The organism is Piezobacter thermophilus, from assembly GCF_055386745.1.
The window spans coordinates 73,292-89,835 of record NZ_AP042380.1; the positions used below are offsets into that span (position 1 = coordinate 73,292).

Genomic DNA, 16,544 nt, shown 5'->3' on the forward strand with positions numbered 1-16,544 from the left:
GCGGTGCTGCCGGCAAAGCAAGCCTGTCACCGGCCGCGCCACAGATCATGGGCCTTGCGCATCACCGAGGGCAGGTCCGAGGGGCGGAAGCTGTCGACCGGCACAAGAAACCCGCCTGGCGGCTGGAATCCGGCGGGCAGTTCGGCGTGCCGGACGGTCAGGATCAGCTGGAAATGGGTAAAGACATGGCGCACCTCGCCGGGCAGGGTCTGCCAGTCAGCGGGAAAGGGGGGCGTGTCGTCGGGTTCGGACTCGCGCCATGCGCTGCCGGGCCATCCCAGCATCCCGCCCAGAAGGCCCTTCTCGGGGCGGCGTTCCAGCCATAGCGCGCCGTCCTCGCTGCGGGCGATCCAGACGATGCCGCGCCGCACCGGCCGGGGGCGTCTGGCCACGCGCCGGGGCAGGTCGGCGGCGGTTCCGGCACTGCGCGCCCGACAGGGCGCGCGCAGCGGACAGGAACCGCAGGCAGGCGATTTCGGCGTGCAGATGGTGGCGCCCAGATCCATCATCGCCTGCGCGAAATCGCCGGGGCGGCGGCGCGGGGTCAGTTCCTGCGCCCGCGCGCGCAGCGCAGGCTTGGCCGCCGGAAGCGGGGTGTCGATGGCCCACAGACGCGCCAGAACGCGCTCTGCATTGCCGTCCACCACGGCCTCTGCGCGGTCGAAGGCGATGGCCGCGATGGCCGCCGCCGTATAGGGGCCGATGCCGGGCAGGGCGATCAGCCCCTCGCGTGTGTCGGGAAAGCGTCCGCCAAGCTCTCCGGCCACGATACGGGCGCATTTCACCAGGTTGCGCGCCCGCGCGTAATAGCCAAGCCCGGCCCATTCGCCCAGCACGCGCGCCTCGGGCGCCGCAGCCAGTGCCCCGACCGTCGGCCACAGGCGGGTGAAGCGGAGGAAATAGTCGCGCACCGCCGCCACGGTGGTCTGCTGCAGCATCACCTCGGACAGCCACACGCTGTAGGGGTCGGGGCGCTGCCCCGCGGCGCGCGCGGCCGGCCCGACGCGCCAAGGCAGGTCGCGGGCGTTCGCATCATACCAGCCAAGCAGATCCCGGATGATCGCGGCGCGGCTTGTGGTCGGGTTGCGCAATCTTCTGGCCTTCTTCGTCCGGTTTCGCTGGTACCTGCCCGTTCGGTGGCTACAATAGGCGGCACGAGCAGGGAATCCACCCATGACGCCAAGACCATCGACAACGCGCGGCTTCAAACGCACCGCCTCGGTGCTGGGGGAACGGATTCGCCGCGCCGGCGAAAGCCGCGGCTTCGCCGTGTCGCGCGTGCTGACCCATTGGGACGAAATCGCCGGTCCCGAGATTGCGGCCATTTGCCGCCCCGTGAAGATCAGCTACGCCCGCGGCGGCTTTGGCGCAACGCTCACGGTTCTGGCGGCGGGCGCCCATGCCCCGATGGTGGAGATGCAGAAGGAACGCCTGCGCGAAAGGGTCAATGCCATTTACGGCTATAATGCCATAAGCCGCGTGCGCATCACCCAGACGGCACCGACCGGCTTTTCCGAAGGTCAGGCGGTGTTCGCAGGGCCGAAACCGAAGATGCCTCCCGGCCGTGATCCCTCCCCGGATCCGCAGATCGCGCGCAAGGCGGCGCAAACCGCGGCGCAGATCGAGGACCATGACCTTCGAACTGCCCTTGAACGTCTGGCTCGCAACGTTCTATCTAGGGGAAGGTCTTGAGAAAGGGCACGAAATGACCCGACTGATTTCCGCGATTGCGGTGCTGGTCCTGCTGGCTGCGGGAGGCGCCTATCTCCTGCTCGGCAGGGGGGAAGATGCGACCGCTGCCGCCCCCTCGACCCCGACGGCTTCGGATGGAAACGGCACCGGCACGGCAGCCGCCGATGTCGAACGGGCTTCGGTGGATCCCGCACCCATCCGGGAAATGACGCTGGGCGCCGAGGATGCACCGGTCACGGTCATCGAATATGCCTCGTTCACCTGCCCGCACTGCCGCAACTTCCATGAAGGCCCGTTCAGGAAGCTGAAGGCGGAGTATATCGACACCGGCAAGGTCCGGTTCATCTATCGGGACGTCTATTTCGACCGCTACGGGTTGTGGGCATCGATGATCGCGCGCTGCGAGGGGGACAAGTTCTTCGGCGTCGCCGATCTGATCTACAAGGGGCAGTCGGAATGGGCCCGCGGCAACAGCCCCGAGGAAATCGTCGCCAGCCTGCGCAAGATCGGCCGCCTTGCGGGGATTTCGGACGAAAAGCTTGATGCCTGCCTCAGCGATGCAGCCAAGGCGCAGGCGCTGGTGGCTTGGTATCAGAAGAACGCCCAGGCCGACGGGATCGAGGCCACACCGACCTTCGTCATCAACGGCAAGCTGGTCGAGAACCAGCCCTGGGAGCGCTTCAAGGCGATCCTCGACGCCGAGCTGAGCCGCTGAAACCGATCAGCCGGGCGGCGGCGCGGCCCGCAGCATCATCGCACCCAGCGCGTCGCCTTGGGCCACGTGCAGACGCACTGGCAGGGTGACGACCTTGCTGCGGAAGCTGTCGGGCAGGCGCACGGCATCCTTTTCCGTGGTCACCATCTGGGCGTCCAGCAGCTTCGCCTCGGCCTCGAGCCGCGTCATCAGCGCCGGCGTCAGCGCCTGGTGATCCTCCAGCGCCTCGGCCCGCAGCAGATCGACGCCCAGGCCGCGCAGGGTGGAAAAGAATTTCTCCGGGTGGCCGATTCCGGCGAATGCCAGCACCCGCAGCCCGGCCCAGTCCATCCCCGTGGGCAGGGGGCGCAACTCTCCGGTCAGGTGCGGGACCGGCACGACCCCGCCCCAGCGCGCGGCAAAACCCGCCTGCGCGCGCGCAACTCCGATCGACAACAGCGCATCGGCGCGCGCCAGCCCCGCCGCCACCGGCTCGCGCAGCGGGCCGGCAGGCAGGCAGCGCCCGTTGCCGAAGCCGATCCGCGCATCCACCACCACAAGCGAAAAGTCCTTGGCCAGGGCGGGATTCTGGAACCCGTCGTCCAGCACGATCACCGAGGCCCCCGCAGCCGCGGCGGCCCGCGCCCCGGCAGCGCGGTCGCGCGCCACCCAGACCGGCGAGAAGGCGGCGATCAGAAGCGGCTCGTCCCCGACCTCGGCCGCCCCGTGCCGGCGGGGATCGACCCGCAGCGGCCCCTTGCTCGATCCCCCGTATCCACGCGTGACCACATGCGGGTCATGGCCGGCGGCGCGCAGTTGCTCGACCGTCCAGATCACCGTCGGCGTCTTGCCGGTGCCGCCTGCGTTCAGGTTGCCGATGCAGATCACCGGAACGCCCGGATGTTCGGGCCGGCCGCGGGCAAGGCGCAGCGCGGTGGCGCGACCATAGAGCCAGCCCAGCGGCGCCAGCAGCCGCGCACGCCAGCCGGACCGACCGGGCGGCTCATTCCAGAATTCAGGCGCCCGCATCTGGTCCCCTCCTCCGGTCCAGCAGATCGAGGACCAGCTCGATCACCCGGTCCGTCAACTCTGCTCCTTCGGTCGCCACCGCCCAGGCGGCAAGCGCCATTTCCGCTGCCTGATCCGGCGCCGAAAGGCGGATGACCTCGGCCGCCAGCGCGTCCTGATCGGCGACCTCGATGCAGGCCTTCGCGGCGGCAAGGCGGGCATAGGCGGTCTCGAACCCGGAAATCTCCGGCCCGTGCAGGATGGCCGAACCCAGCCCCGCCGCCGCCAGGGGGTTCTGCCCGCCGGGGCCGGAATGAAACGTGCCGGCCACGAAGGTCACCGGCGCCAGCCGATACCACAGCCCCAGATCGTCCGGATCGGTGGAAAGAAGAACCTGAGCCTCTTCGTGGATGATATCGCCATCGTCCCAGTCGGCACAGCGCAGCCCCATCGCGCGGGCCTGGCGGCGGGCCACCTGGCGGTCGGCCGGATCGGCCAGGGACAGCACCAGCAGCAGCCGGTGCAATAGCCGCAGCGCCCCGCGATGCGCCGACAGGATCGGCATGATCTCGGCCCCCCGGGTGCCGGCGGAAAGCCATGCCGGCCGGCCGTCAAGGCTTTGCACGACATCTTCAAGGTCTTCTTCGCGGCAGTCGGGCGGCGTTGCCGTGGTGCGCAGGGGGGCGGCGGCCTGCACCCGCCCGTCCCGGATGCCGTTGCGCCGAAGGATCCGCGCGGTTTCGTCGTCGCGGGTCAGAATCGTTCCGAACAGGCCAAAGGTCGCGCGGGCGAGGTCGGGCAGCCAGCGGCTGCGGATCGGGGGCAGTTCGTCCCGCCCGATATCCAGCAGGACCAGCGGAATCCGGCGCTCGGCGGCACAGGTGATGTGGTTGGGCATCATCTCGCCCCCGGTCCACAGGCAGATATCCGGCCGCCAGTGCTCCACCAGCCGCCGGGCCAGCGACGGGTGGTCCGAACCGAGCGTGAGGATCACCGCATCGGTCGGCCAGTGCCCGGCCCGCGCCGCCTCCGGAGAGGTCGTGAGCAGCACCTTCAGGCCGGGCCGCAGGGCCTGGATGCGGGCCCCGAGATTGCACAGGGCCAGGACCCGCCCGGGGGACGTCGCATGGAGCCAGAGCAGCTCTCCGTCCGGGCGGGGGGGGTAGTCGATCCCCTCGGACGAGGAAAGCCGCCGGGAAATGGCGCGATAGGCCGCAAGGCTGAGCGAGCGGGCCAAGGCGTCAACCCGGTTTTCCGATCCGTTCCGCGCCTCGCCCCGGGGGCAAGGCCTGCGGGTCCGGAGCCGACAGCCGCTGTGCCATGGTGTCTTCCCCTTTTCGTCTGTCCGACGGGACGTTCCCGGATCGGCCGCAACCTACGCCAATGGCCCCGCAGGTCAAGGCGTGCGGGATGACGGGCCGGGTCCGATGCCTGCCCCCTGCGGGTCGAGTGCCGCCAGCAGGTCGCGGTGAAGCTCGGCCCCGGCGGCGATCACGCCATCGACCTTGGGGTGGGGGTTGTTGAACCGCAGCGCGCCGCCGTGGCGGTCGGTGCACAGCGCCCCGGCTTCGCGCAGGATCAGCTCTCCGGCGGCGATGTCCCATTCCCAGCTGGGCCGCAGGGTCAGCATCCCGTCGAACCGCCCCTGCGCCACCAGCGCCAGCCGGTAGGCCAGCGACGGCCGGTAGGCGCGCGAAAACCGCGGCACCTGCCCGCCCCGCCAGTGCAGCGCGTCGAGGTTCGGCCGCGCGGCAAGGATCTGCGCCTGATCCAGCTGCACCTTCTGCGTCGCGCGGATCGGAGTCCCGTTGAGGCGCGCGCCCTCTCCGGCCGCGGCCGAAAACAGCAGATCGCGCTGCGGCAGGTAGATGACCGCCGCCGTGACGATGCCGCGCCTGGCCACCGCCAGCGCATGTGCCCAGGCGGACGAGCCTTCGGCAAAGCTGCGGGTGCCGTCGATGGGATCGACGATGAACACCCGCTCCCGGCCAAGCCGGTCGGCATCGTCCTCGCTTTCCTCGGACAGCCAGCCATAATCGGGCCGCGCTGTGCGCAGGCGCTGTTCCAGCATGTCGTTGACGGCGATATCGGCCTCGGTCACCGGGCCGGCGCCGTCCGGCTTGTCCCAGCGCCTTGCCTCGGGGCCGCAATAGCGGCAGGCGATGCGCCCGGCCGCGCGGGCGGCCTCGACCAGCAGGGCGAGATCGTCACGCGCCGGCAAGGGTCATCCCTTCGATCAGCAGCGACGGCACCACCCGCGACAGCCATTTGCGGGCGTCATTGGCCGGCACGATCCGGCGCAGCATGTCGTGCAGGTTGCCGGCGATGGTGCATTCGTTGACGGGAAAGGCGATTTCCCCGTTCTCGACCCAGAAGCCCGAGGCGCCGCGCGAATAGTCGCCGGTGGTGGGGTTGATGGTGCTGCCGATCAGCGACGTGACCAGCAGCCCGGTGCCCATGTCGCGGATCAGATCCTCGCGGCTGTGCGCGCCTTCGGTCAGCTCGACGTTCCAGTTGGCCGGAGAGGGCGGCGAAGAGGTGCCGCGCACAGCATTGCCGGTCGGCGCCATCCCCAGCTTGCGCGCACTGGCAAGATCCAGCGTCCAGCCGGTCAGAACACCGTTTTCGACAATCGCCCGCCGCCGCGTCGGCAGCCCCTCGGCGTCGAAGGGACGCGATGCGCCGATGCGGGGGCGGTGGGGGTCCTCGATCAGCGAAAGGCCCTCGGGCAGGACCGGCCTGCCCAGGCGGTCACGCAGCCAGGACGAGCCGCGCGCCACCGCCGCCCCGTTGGCCGCGGCCAGAAGATGCCCGATCAGCGACGACGACACCCGTTCGTCGAACAGCACCGGAAAGCTTCCGGTGGGCGGCTTGCGCGGGTTCAGCCGCGCCACCGCGCGGCGCCCGGCGGTGGCGCCGATCTCTTCGGGGCGGCGCAGGTCCGATTGCCAGGTGCGGCTGTCGCTGTCATGGTCGCGCTCCATCCCGGTGCCGATCCCGGCAATGGCCACGCAGCTGGTCCAGCGGATGGTACGCCGGTAGCCGCCGGAAAAGCCGTTCGTCGCCGCAAGGTGGATGTCATGGACGCCATAACCGGCATCGGCCTCGGATACCTGCTCGACCCCCGCCACCGCCAGCGCCGCCGCCTCGGTCGCCCGCGCGTCGCGCTCCAGCTCATGCGGGGACGGCTCGGGTGCGGGGTCGCTCAGCTCCAGCGCCGCAAGATCCCAGCCTTCGGCCAGCTGTTCGGGGGCGGCCAGCCCGGCATGGGGATCCTCGGGGGCCTCGCGTGCCATGGCAACCGCGCGCCCGGCCATCTCGGCCAGCGTCGCGGGACTGAAATCCGAGGTCGAAACCAGCGCCTGGCGCCGCCCGATCAGAACGCGCAGGCCCAGATCGGTCGCCTCGGAGCGTTCGGCATGTTCCAGCGCCGCGCCGCGCACCTGCACCGAGACTGCGCTTTCGCGCACCACCAGCGCATCGGCGGCCTCGGCGCCGGCCCGGCGGGCTGCCTGCAGAAGGCTCTGGCACAGGTCTTCGGGGCTGAAGGTCATTCCAGGGTTACCTTTCGATGTTCCAGCAGGGAGTTAGCCACGTCCCTCTGCTCCCGCAAGACCCGGGCCGGCGGGAAAAATGCCGAAGGGCCGCGCCCGGCGGCCCCTGGATGCGGTGTTCATTGCCCGTCAGGCCGTCACTTGATCCGCTGCCCGTTGGCAAAGATCTGGCCCTGTTCGTTGATCTCGATGGTCGAGTTCATGGTGTCGGGCGCCTCGCCGGGAACCGTGAGCATCCCCAGCATCATGCGCGCGCCCATCGCGTCCTCGTCAGAAACAATCCCCATCTGGATCAGCCGGTCGATCAGCGCGTTGGCGCCTTCCATGCGCAGCTTGACCGCGCCGGTGGGCCTGGGCACTCCTCCGAAGGATTCCAGGTCGCTGTTGTCCAGCGTGAAGTCGCCCGTCCCAGACAGTTTCGCCCCGGCCGCCGAGATCAGCAGCTTGCGGATCGACACCGCGTTGACCTGCCCCGGAGGCGCTCCGGTCTTTTCCATCATCATGGCCGCTTCGGGGTCCATGAGATCCTCGAACAGCTGTACCTTGCCGGCGATATCGACAATCAGGGACGCCGGGTCGCGCGGCAGGATTCCGCCGGGGTCGAAAATGCCCCACAGCACGTCGGGCAAGGTGAGTTCGGCCAGCGTGACACCGAAGGAAAAGGGCTGTTCGGCTTCGGATTTCGCCACCGGCATGTCGATGGAAAAGCCGAGTTCGGCCAGCGAAATCGTGATCGGCACGGGAAATTCGCTGGACAGCATGTTGACCGAAGGCGCCTTCTGCAACATCTCGTAGGCAACGCGCCCGGCATCCATCGCGACCCGCAGCGATCCGCCCTTCGAGCTGCCCGCGTAGGAGAATTCCTCGCCATCGCCGCGCGCTGCGACCTGGCTGCTGCTTTCGTCGTAGGAAAACGTTCCGTCGAACCCGAATCCGGCGGCCAGAAACGCCTGGAAATCGTCCGAATCCATCGTCAGCGGCAGCTTGCCCGTTCCTTCGAAGACCACTCCCTTCAGGTTGCCCTTGAACGATCCGGCATCCTCGGACTGAGGATCCCTGGCTGCCAGGTCATAGCTGACCGACCCGGCCGACATGGTCTGCGAATACGTTCGCGCCTTGCCGATCAGGACCCGCGACTCGGTCTTCACGTCCGCGACCGAGATCTCGAACCGCATGACATCTTCCGGAACCGGAGCGCCATCGACCGAGAGAGAGGCCAGCGACATGTCCATTTTCGGGGTGGCATAGCTGTAGGTCATGTCGCCCGGATCGCCCGACACGACCATTTCGGGCCGGGACTGCCAAATCAGGAACTCGCCTGCCACCTCTTCCTCGTCCGTGACGCGAAACCGCAATGGCAGCGACTCGGGGAGGATGACACTGACCGTCCCGTCGCCATTTTCCGAAAACGCGATCTTCGGCGCGGTCAACGACAGCTCTCCGGCATCGTCCGGCATGGTCATCGAGAGGACGAAGTCGCTGACCGTGAGCGTCCCGCCCGACATGGTTTCGGTGCCCGAGACCTCGTATCCGATGCCCGTCAGGTAGTCGCGCCACTCCGACCAGACATCTTCGGCCGTCACCCCGGCCAGCGCGCCCCGGGCCGCGAAGGCGCCCAGCAGCGCAACCGAGCAACCGCGCATGAGTGAATATGACATGAAAAGAACCCTTCCCGTTGAACTGCGCCCGTATCGTCGGCCCTGCCCGGCCACGCGTCAAGGGCCGGCAGATCTGGACCGCCCGCCGCCCGGGCAGTACCACTGTTGCCGGTAACCGGGAAGAAAGGCGATTTCATGGACATGACGGGAAAGACCGTGCTGATCACCGGCGCCAGCCGGGGCATCGGGACGGATGCGGCACGGGTATTCGCCGCCGCCGGGGCGAATGTGGCGCTGGCGGCGCGCAGCAGTTCCGCCCTCGAAGCGCTGGCCGCGGAGATCGGCGACGGCGCCATTGCGCTGGCCTGTGACGTCAGCCGTTACGACCAGGTCGAGGCCGCCATTGCCGCGACCGTGGAGCGCTTCGGCGGGCTGGACGTGCTGATCAACAATGCCGGCGTGATCGAGCCGATCTCGCACATGGGCCGCGCCGACCCCGAAGGCTGGAGCCGGGCCATCGACATCAACCTCAAGGGCGTCTTTCACGGGATGAGGGCGGCTCTGCCGGTGATGAAGGCGGCCGGCGGAGGCACCATCCTGACCGTCAGCTCGGGCGCGGCACACAACCCCGTCGAGGCCTGGAGCCATTACTGCGCCTCAAAGGCGGGGGCGGCGATGCTGACCCGTTGCCTTGACCTGGAAGAGCGCGCCAGCGGCATCCGCGCCATCGGCCTGTCGCCCGGCACGGTGGCCACGCAGATGCAGCGCGAGATCGCCGCCTCGGGCATCAACCCGGTCAGCCGCATCCGGTGGGAAGACCACATTCCCCCCGACTGGCCGGCGCGCGCGCTGCTGTGGATGTGCGGGCCGGATGCCGACGAATTCCTGGGCGCGGAAATCGCGCTGCGCGATGAAGGCATCCGCAGGCGGATCGGGCTGACATGATCCGGCTGGAGAAGGAAGGCGGGCTGTGGACCGTCACCATCGACCGGCCCGACAAGGCCAATTCCCTGACCGCCGCGATGCTCGAAGAGCTGGCCGAAATCGCCGAGGGCGCCGGCGCGGCGCGGGCGCTGATCCTGACCGGCCGGGGGCGGGTGTTCAGCGCCGGAGCCGATCTGGACGAGGCGCGGGCGGGGCTGGCGACCTCGCCGCTGTGGGAACGCCTTTCGGGCGCGCTGGCGGCGCTGCCGGCACTGAAGGTGGCGGCGCTGAACGGCACGGCGGCGGGGGGCGCGCTGGGCATGGTGCTGGCCTGCGATATGCGCATCGCGGTGCCCGAGGCGCGGATCTTCTACCCGGTGATGAAGCTGGGCTTTCTGCCGCAGCCTTCGGATCCTGCGCGCATGGCAGCGCTGATCGGACCGGCGCGAACCCGGCTGATCCTGATGGGCGGGCAGAAGATCACCGCCCGCGAGGCCTACGAGTTCGGGCTGGTGGAGCGCATCGTGGAGCCCGATGCGCTGATGGACACGGCCCGTGCGCTGGTGGCCGACACGCTTGCGGCCCGCCCCGAGGTGGCGGCGGGGATCCGCGCGCTGTGCAGTTGAAGCGCCCCGGATGGAATGCCACCGCCGGGATGCGCCGTGGCCCACCCTGCCTGCGCATGTTCCGCATGTCCGGGAAACTCGGGACGGGTTCCCGCTTCCGGGCGACATGATCTAGCGCCGCCGCCGCCGCGGCCCCGGCACGCGCGAGCGGAATCCGGGCGGGCGCTTGCACACCCAGGCGATGAACTTCGCCAGATGCGGATGCGCCTGCAGCGCCTCGATGCTGTGAAAGCTGCGCGCGAGCTCTGCCTCGGTCAGGCTGGCGTGGATCTCCTTGTGGCAGATCTCGTGCAGCAGCACCACCGGCCCGCCCTTGCCACCCTTGAGCCTGGGGACCAGGTGGTGCAGGCTGCGCCCCGCCTCGGGCGGGATCGGCCGGTTGCAAAGCGGGCAGACGGGATCGGTCATGGCGCGGCAAAACCGAAAAGGCGGCGGCGGAAAGGATGCCGGCAGGGTGACGCAATGGCGCGGAACTGACAAGCCTCTGACCGTGGTTGTGGGGGCCGGGCCCGCGGGGCTGATGGCCGCGGCCGAGATGGCGCGCGCCGGCTGCCGCGTGCTCGTGGCCGAGGCAAAACCCTCGCCCGCGCGCAAGCTGCTGATGGCGGGCAAGTCGGGGCTGAACCTGACCCGGGCCGAACCCTTCGACCGCTTCATGCAGGCCTATGGAGAGGCCGCCGACTGGCTGCGCCCGATGATCGCCGAATTCGGCCCCGAGGCGGTGCAGGGATGGGCCCGGGTGCTGGGGCAGGAGTTGTTCGCGGGCTCGACCGGCCGGGTGTTTCCGCGGGTGATGAAGGCCTCGCCGCTGCTGCGGGCCTGGCTGGCCGAGCTGGGCGGGCTTGGCGTCACCCTGCGGACCCGCTGGCGCTGGGTGGGGCTTGAGGGCGGGGCGCTGCGCTTCGACACCCCCGAGGGCCCCCGGACCCTGCGCCCCGCCGCCGCGGTGCTGGCGCTCGGCGGGGCAAGCTGGTCGCGGCTGGGCTCGGACGGGGCCTGGGCACCGATCCTGCACGAAGCCGGCATCGCGGTGACCCCCTTCGCGCCCGCCAATGCCGGGATCTCGGTGGACTGGTCGGGGCACATGGCCCGCCATTTCGGCCGCCCGATCAAGGGCGTGCAGTTCCGCGCCGGCCCCTACGCATCGCGGGGCGAGGCGGTCATCTCGCAGCGCGGGCTGGAGGGCGGCGGGATCTATTCGGTCTGCCGCGGCGTGCGCGAGGGCCACCCCCTGCTGCTGGACCTTGCCCCGGATCTGCCCGAATCGCGCCTCGTCGCGCGCCTGTCGCGCCCGCGCGGCAAGGCCAGCTGGTCGAGCTTTCTGCGCAAGGCGGTGAGGCTGGACCCCGCGCGCATGGCGCTCGTGATGGAGTTCGCTCGCCCCCTGCCCGCCGATCCGGTGGCGCTGGCGGCGCGGCTCAAGGCGCTGCGCGTCACCCATGCCGGCCTGCGCCCGCTGGACGAGGCCATCTCGACCGCCGGCGGCGTTGCCCGCGCGGCGCTGGACCGGGGGCTGATGCTGACGGCCGCTCCGGGGCTGTTCTGCGCCGGAGAGATGCTGGACTGGGAGGCCCCCACGGGCGGCTATCTGCTGACCGCCTGCCTCGCCACCGGGCGCTGGGCGGGCCGGGCGGCAGCACGCCACGCCCTGATGCGGGGCTGAGCCCGCGCGGCGCGCCCCTACCGCGGGATCAGCGCCGCCACCCGGCGGAAGGCCTCGCGCGCGCGCAGCCGCTTGCCATAGGCGGGCAGGTTTTCGCCTTCGACCGGAAAGCCCGCCGCCCGGGCCCAGTTCAGACAGTGAACGAGGACGATATCGGCAAATGTCATCTTCTCGCCCATCAGGAAGGGGCCTTCGAAGCCCTTGTCCAGCCGGGCGAGATTGCGGGAAAATTCCCATTTCAGGCTGGCAGCGACCTCGGGCACGCGGCGCTCCTTCGGCAGGACGAAGCTGTGCCGGGCGGCGGTCCACAGCACCGCGTCGATCTCGTCCAGGACGCAGTGCAGGGCGGCATCCTGGAGGGCGCGCTCCAGCGTGCCGGTGGGGTGGGTCAGCTTTCCGTGACGGTCGGCAAGCCAGGTCAGGATCGCCGTCGAATCGGTCAGCGCGGTGCCCTCGACCTCGAGCACCGGCACCTTGCCCGAGGGGTTGCGGGCCAGGATTTCCGCGCTGTGCGGGGCGGCATCCACATGTTCATAGGGCGCGCCGATCTCTTCCAGCATCCACAGCACGCGGAACGCCCGGCTTTTCGCCGATCCATAGACTTTGTACATGGGTCCTCCTGCCCGGTTCAGGTTTCGCCTTGGGGCAGCCTTCACCGCTGGCCGGGCCGGGGTCAAGGGCCCCGCCGCGCCGGCCGTTGCGTCAGCGCGCCCGACCCAGCATCGCCAGCCGGATCAGGGCCCGCTCGGCAAGCGCCATGGCCGGAGCGGTCTGCCCGGCCGAACGCAGGGCCAGATCGGTATCGGTGAGGATCGACAGGGCCTGCTCCAGCCGGGCGGCACCCCAGTTCTCTACCTGGCGCCGCAGCCGGTCGCGGCGGGCGCCGAAGACGGGCGGGCGCAGCCGCGCCACCCCCGCCGCCGGGCCACCGGGGTCCGAGGCGGCGGCGTAAAGCGTGCGGAAATGCCGGGTCGCGCCGATGCACAACGTCACCGCGCCCGTCCCCTGTGCCTGCAGCCTGCGCAGCAGCGGCCCGATCTCGCCCGCCCGCCCCTCGGCCACCGCGTGCAGAAGACCGTCCAGGGCGGCCTCGGTCGATTGCGGGGCGCAGGCGGTGATCTCTTCCGGGGTCAGCGGCGCATCGTCGCCCAGCTTGTAAAGCGCGATCTTCTCGACCAGCTGCGCGAAATCGCCGGGGCCGAGCTCTCCGGCAAGGGCCTCCAGCATGGCCAGGCTGTCGGACGGGGGTTCGCGCAGCCCCGCCGCGGCCAGCGCGCGCGCCACCTCGCCGCGCGAGGGCGGGTCGTCGTAAAGGCCGACGGCCCAAGCGTTCGGGTGGCCCTCGAACAGCTTGCGCAGCTTGGATCCCTTGTTCAACTGGCCCGCCGTCACCACGATCTGCGCATCGCCCCGCGCCCAGTCCTCCAGCGCGGCGCGGATGGCCGGTTCGGCCGCGTCCGAGGCCTCTTCCACGAACACCGCGCGCGGGCCTGGGAAGAACCCCACCGCCTTGACCGCATCCAGCAGCGCCGCCCGGTCGGAACGCAGTGCCGCCCCCTGCATCCGGGTCAGGCGAATCTCCTCTTCCGCATTCTCGCCCAGAAGCGCGGCCAGGTATTGCTGGCGCCGGTGCGCTACCCGCATGGGGTCGGCGCCGTAAATCAGGATGCCGGCCTTGTCCGGGTCGGGCCGGGCAAAGCAGGCCTCGGCCTCGCGCGCGGACAGCTTCATGCCGCCACGTCCGCCGTGGCAAGAAGCGCCGCGACGATCCCGTCGGCAAGCATCACCATAAGCCGCCGGCGCGCGTCGCGTTCGGCAGCCAGCGTTTCCACCGTGGTTCCGGTGGCGGAATAGCCGGTGAAGTTGTCCGCGCTGCCGCTGGCCACCACTTGACCGTCGGAGATGCGGGTCAGGCTGTAGTCGGCGCGGCCGAGGACCGCATAGCGGGTGGTTTCGTTGGCGGCGGTGACCGCCTGCCCCTGCACATGCGTGCGCAACTTGTAGGACAGGCGGTATTCCGGCATCGGCGCGCGGCCGAGGCGGTCTTCGAGTTCGCGCACCAGAACATAGGCGTCGTCGGTTTCCGGCGCATCGACCCCGACCTTGCCCCGAAGGGCCGACCCGGTCCCCCCCGGCCCGTAGACCGGCGCAAAGCCGCAGCCGGCCAGCACCGCCGGCAGCATCATCAGGAAGGTTCTGCGATCAGACCACGACATTGACGATCCGGCCGGGGACGACGATCACCTTCTTCGGCGCCCCCCCGTTCAGCGCCTTCTGCACAGCCTCTACCGCCAGCGCGGATTTTTCAACCTCCTCGCGGCCCATGTCCCTGGGCACGGTGATCTCGGCGCGCCGCTTGCCGTTGATCTGGATCGGCAGGGTGATGGTGTCATCAATGCGCATGGCCTCGTCGGCCCTGGGCCACGGCGCCACCGCGACCAGCCCCTCGCCGCCAGTCATGGACCAGATTTCCTCGGCCAGATGCGGGGTCATGGGCGACATCAGCTGCGCCAGCGCGCGCACCGCCTGCATCTTCGCCCCCCTGCCGGCATCCGATTTCGCAAGCGTGTTGGTAAAGGCGTAAAGCCGCGCGATCGCCGCGTTGAAACCGAAGCTTTCGATCGCCATGGTCACGTCGTGGATGCATTTGTGCATCTCGCGCAAGAGCGCCTCGTCGCCCGGTCTTTCGCCTTCGTCGGCCATCGCAGCGACCTCGGATGCGATGCGGTGGACGCGGGCCAGGTGACGGGCCGCGGCCTCGGCCCCGGCGGCGGTCCATTCCACGTCGCGCTCGGGCGGGCTGTCGGACAGCACGAACCAGCGCGCGGTGTCGGCGCCATAGGTCGAGACGATGTGAACCGGATCGACCACGTTCTTCTTCGATTTCGACATCTTGGCCGAGGGGATGATCTCCACCGGCTCGCCGGTGGCCTTCAGGATGACCCTTTCGCGGTCCACCTCTTCGGGCAAGTGATAGACGGGGCGGCCGGCCTCGTCCCGGGTCTGATAGATTTCATGGGTCACCATGCCCTGGGTGAACAGCGCGTCGAAGGGTTCGCGGCACTTCTCGGGCAGGTGGCCGGTCTGCACCATGGCGCGCGCGAAGAAGCGGGAATAGAGCAGGTGCAGGATCGCGTGTTCGATGCCGCCGATATACTGGTCCACGTTCATCCAGTAGTCGGCCTCGTCGCGGTCCACCGGGGTTTCGGCCCGCGGGCTGGTGAAGCGGGCGTAATACCACGAGGAATCGACGAAGGTGTCCATGGTGTCGGTTTCGCGCCGAGCCGAAGCGCCGCATTTCGGGCAGGTCGTCTTCACCCAGGTGGGGTGCCGCTCCAGCGGGTTGCCGGGCTGATCGAAGCTCACATCCTCGGGCAGGCGGATGGGGAGGTTCTCCTTCTTCTCGGGCACCACGCCGCAGCTGTCGCAATGCACCACCGGGATCGGGCAGCCCCAGTAGCGCTGGCGCGAGATGCCCCAGTCGCGCAGCCGGTAGCGGGTGACGCCCCGGCCCCAGCCCTGCTCCTCGGCCAGGCGAATGGTGGCCTCGACGGCCTCTTCGCCGGTGGCGATGTCGATGCCGGTGAAGTGGTTCACCCAGCGCACCTTCTCGGTTTTCGGCGGCACGAAAGCGACGTCCGCGACCGGTTTCGGATCGTCCAGCGAAAAAAACGTGTCGATCACCGGAAGGTCATATTTTCGACAGAAATCGAGGTCGCGCTGATCATGCGCCGGACAGGCAAAGATGGCGCCGGTGCCGTAATCCATCAGGATGAAGTTGGCGATCCAGACCGGCAGCTCCCAGTTCGGGTCCAGCGGGTGGCGCACCCGGATGCCGGTGTCCAGCCCCAGCTTCTCGGCCTTCTCGATGGCCTCTTCGGTGGTGGCACCCTTGCGGCACCGGGCCACGAAGGCGGCCACTTCCGGGTTTTCGGCCTCCAGCTGCCGGGCCAGCGGGTGATCGGGCGAGATGCCCACGAAGCTGGCCCCCAGAAGCGTGTCGGGCCGCGTGGTATAGACGGTGATCGGCGCGCCGCCGTCCACGCGCTCGAAGCTGAATTCCAGCCCGCGCGAGCGGCCGATCCAGTTCTCCTGCATCAGTCGCACCTTGGCCGGCCAGTTCTCCAGCCGCTCAAGCGATTCCAGCAGATCCTCGGCGAAATCCGAGATGCGGAAGAACCACTGGGTCAGCTCGCGCCGCTCCACCTCGGCGCCCGAGCGCCAGCCCTTGCCGTCGATCACCTGTTCGTTGGCCAGAACCGTGCGGTCCACCGGATCCCAGTTCACCACCGACTTGCGGCGATAGACCAGCCCGGCCGCGAGCATGTCGAGGAAAAGCGCCTGCTGCTGGCCGTAATATTCCGGGTCGCAGGTGGCGAATTCGCGGCTCCAGTCGATGGACAGGCCCAGCGGCCTCATCTGGTCGCGCATGTCGGCGATGTTGGCGTAGGTCCAGTCCTTCGGATGCCCGCCCGAGGCCATCGCGGCATTCTCGGCCGGCATCCCGAAGGCGTCCCAGCCCATCGGGTGCAGCACGTTGAATCCATTGGCAAGTTTGTAGCGCGCCACCACGTCGCCCATGGTGTAGTTGCGCACATGCCCCATGTGGATGCGCCCCGAAGGATAGGGGAACATCTCGAGCACGTAGTATTTCGGCCGGTCGGCACTGCGGCGGGCGGTGAAGATCCCGGCCTTGTCCCAGGCCTCTTGCCATTTCGATTCGATCTCGGCGGCTTCGTAACGCGACATGGTGCGGTTCCTCGACATGAAAACGCCGGGCATGGG

General features: G+C 69.5%; 16 protein-coding genes. 5 read left to right on the forward strand and 11 right to left on the reverse strand.

Annotated features, from left to right (window positions below; translation table 11 throughout):
• Positions 1–26 precede the first annotated feature (26 nt).
• The gene (gene mutY, locus ACZ5CM_RS00335) at positions 27–1,091 is read right to left on the reverse strand and encodes an A/G-specific adenine glycosylase (protein ID WP_464640244.1); all 1,065 of its coding nucleotides are present in this window, start codon (positions 1,089–1,091) and stop codon (positions 27–29) included.
• A gap of 82 nt (positions 1,092–1,173) precedes the next feature.
• Between mutY and ACZ5CM_RS00340 the strand changes: the two genes are divergently transcribed.
• Both ACZ5CM_RS00340 and ACZ5CM_RS00345 read left to right on the forward strand, forming a co-directional pair.
• Entirely contained in the window at positions 1,174–1,692 is a 519-nt protein-coding gene (locus tag ACZ5CM_RS00340) for a DUF721 domain-containing protein (RefSeq protein ID WP_464640246.1), read from the forward strand.
• 13 nt (positions 1,693–1,705) lie between these two features.
• On the forward strand, positions 1,706–2,407 hold the full coding sequence (locus tag ACZ5CM_RS00345; RefSeq protein ID WP_464640248.1) for a DsbA family protein: 702 nt from the start codon (positions 1,706–1,708) through the stop codon (positions 2,405–2,407).
• 6 nt (positions 2,408–2,413) lie between these two features.
• Here ACZ5CM_RS00345 and lpxK read toward each other — a convergent pair whose 3' ends face one another.
• The 5 genes from lpxK to ACZ5CM_RS00370 form a co-directional block, all read right to left on the reverse strand.
• The gene (gene lpxK, locus ACZ5CM_RS00350; protein WP_464640249.1) at positions 2,414–3,415 is read right to left on the reverse strand and encodes a tetraacyldisaccharide 4'-kinase; all 1,002 of its coding nucleotides are present in this window, start codon (positions 3,413–3,415) and stop codon (positions 2,414–2,416) included.
• Positions 3,402–4,631, reverse strand: a complete 1,230-nt coding sequence (locus tag ACZ5CM_RS00355) for a 3-deoxy-D-manno-octulosonic acid transferase (RefSeq protein ID WP_464640250.1) — start codon at positions 4,629–4,631, stop codon at positions 3,402–3,404. The genes lpxK and ACZ5CM_RS00355 overlap by 14 nt, the downstream gene beginning before the upstream one ends.
• 159 nt (positions 4,632–4,790) lie before the next feature.
• Positions 4,791–5,615: an inositol monophosphatase family protein gene (locus ACZ5CM_RS00360; protein ID WP_464640252.1), complete on the reverse strand. Its 825-nt coding sequence runs from the start codon at positions 5,613–5,615 to the stop codon at positions 4,791–4,793.
• On the reverse strand, positions 5,602–6,948 hold the full coding sequence (locus ACZ5CM_RS00365) for a TldD/PmbA family protein (protein ID WP_464640254.1): 1,347 nt from the start codon (positions 6,946–6,948) through the stop codon (positions 5,602–5,604). The genes ACZ5CM_RS00360 and ACZ5CM_RS00365 overlap by 14 nt, the downstream gene beginning before the upstream one ends.
• 137 nt (positions 6,949–7,085) lie before the next feature.
• Positions 7,086–8,606 (reverse strand): DUF2125 domain-containing protein, encoded by a 1,521-nt coding sequence (locus ACZ5CM_RS00370; protein ID WP_464640255.1) that lies wholly within the window; start codon positions 8,604–8,606, stop codon positions 7,086–7,088.
• Positions 8,607–8,741: 135 nt separating this feature from the next.
• On the opposite strand from ACZ5CM_RS00370, the gene ACZ5CM_RS00375 reads away from it, so the two are divergent.
• Together ACZ5CM_RS00375 and ACZ5CM_RS00380 are read left to right on the forward strand one after the other, a co-directional pair.
• Positions 8,742–9,491 carry an SDR family oxidoreductase gene (locus ACZ5CM_RS00375; protein WP_464640256.1) on the forward strand — a complete coding sequence of 250 codons (750 nt, stop codon included), beginning with the start codon at positions 8,742–8,744 and terminating at the stop codon, positions 9,489–9,491.
• Complete coding sequence (locus tag ACZ5CM_RS00380) at positions 9,488–10,096, forward strand: enoyl-CoA hydratase/isomerase family protein (RefSeq protein WP_464640257.1); 609 nt, start codon at positions 9,488–9,490, stop codon at positions 10,094–10,096. Before ACZ5CM_RS00375 ends, ACZ5CM_RS00380 begins: the two co-directional genes overlap by 4 nt.
• 111 nt (positions 10,097–10,207) lie before the next feature.
• Here ACZ5CM_RS00380 and ACZ5CM_RS00385 read toward each other — a convergent pair whose 3' ends face one another.
• Complete coding sequence (locus ACZ5CM_RS00385) at positions 10,208–10,504, reverse strand: HNH endonuclease (RefSeq protein ID WP_464640259.1); 297 nt, start codon at positions 10,502–10,504, stop codon at positions 10,208–10,210.
• A 46-nt stretch (positions 10,505–10,550) separates the two neighbouring features.
• On the opposite strand from ACZ5CM_RS00385, the gene ACZ5CM_RS00390 reads away from it, so the two are divergent.
• The gene (locus ACZ5CM_RS00390; protein ID WP_464640260.1) at positions 10,551–11,759 is read left to right on the forward strand and encodes a TIGR03862 family flavoprotein; all 1,209 of its coding nucleotides are present in this window, start codon (positions 10,551–10,553) and stop codon (positions 11,757–11,759) included.
• Positions 11,760–11,776: 17 nt separating this feature from the next.
• Here the strand turns inward: ACZ5CM_RS00390 and ACZ5CM_RS00395 are convergent, their stop codons facing one another.
• From ACZ5CM_RS00395 to leuS, 4 genes are all read right to left on the reverse strand, one after another.
• Entirely contained in the window at positions 11,777–12,370 is a 594-nt protein-coding gene (locus ACZ5CM_RS00395) for a glutathione S-transferase family protein (protein WP_464640262.1), read from the reverse strand.
• A gap of 91 nt (positions 12,371–12,461) precedes the next feature.
• Complete coding sequence (gene holA, locus ACZ5CM_RS00400; RefSeq protein ID WP_464640263.1) at positions 12,462–13,490, reverse strand: DNA polymerase III subunit delta; 1,029 nt, start codon at positions 13,488–13,490, stop codon at positions 12,462–12,464.
• Entirely contained in the window at positions 13,487–13,975 is a 489-nt protein-coding gene (gene lptE, locus ACZ5CM_RS00405) for an LPS assembly lipoprotein LptE (RefSeq protein WP_464640265.1), read from the reverse strand. The genes holA and lptE overlap by 4 nt, the downstream gene beginning before the upstream one ends.
• Positions 13,962–16,508 carry a leucine--tRNA ligase gene (leuS, locus tag ACZ5CM_RS00410; RefSeq protein ID WP_464640267.1) on the reverse strand — a complete coding sequence of 849 codons (2,547 nt, stop codon included), beginning with the start codon at positions 16,506–16,508 and terminating at the stop codon, positions 13,962–13,964. Before leuS ends, lptE begins: the two co-directional genes overlap by 14 nt.
• Positions 16,509–16,544 lie beyond the last annotated feature (36 nt).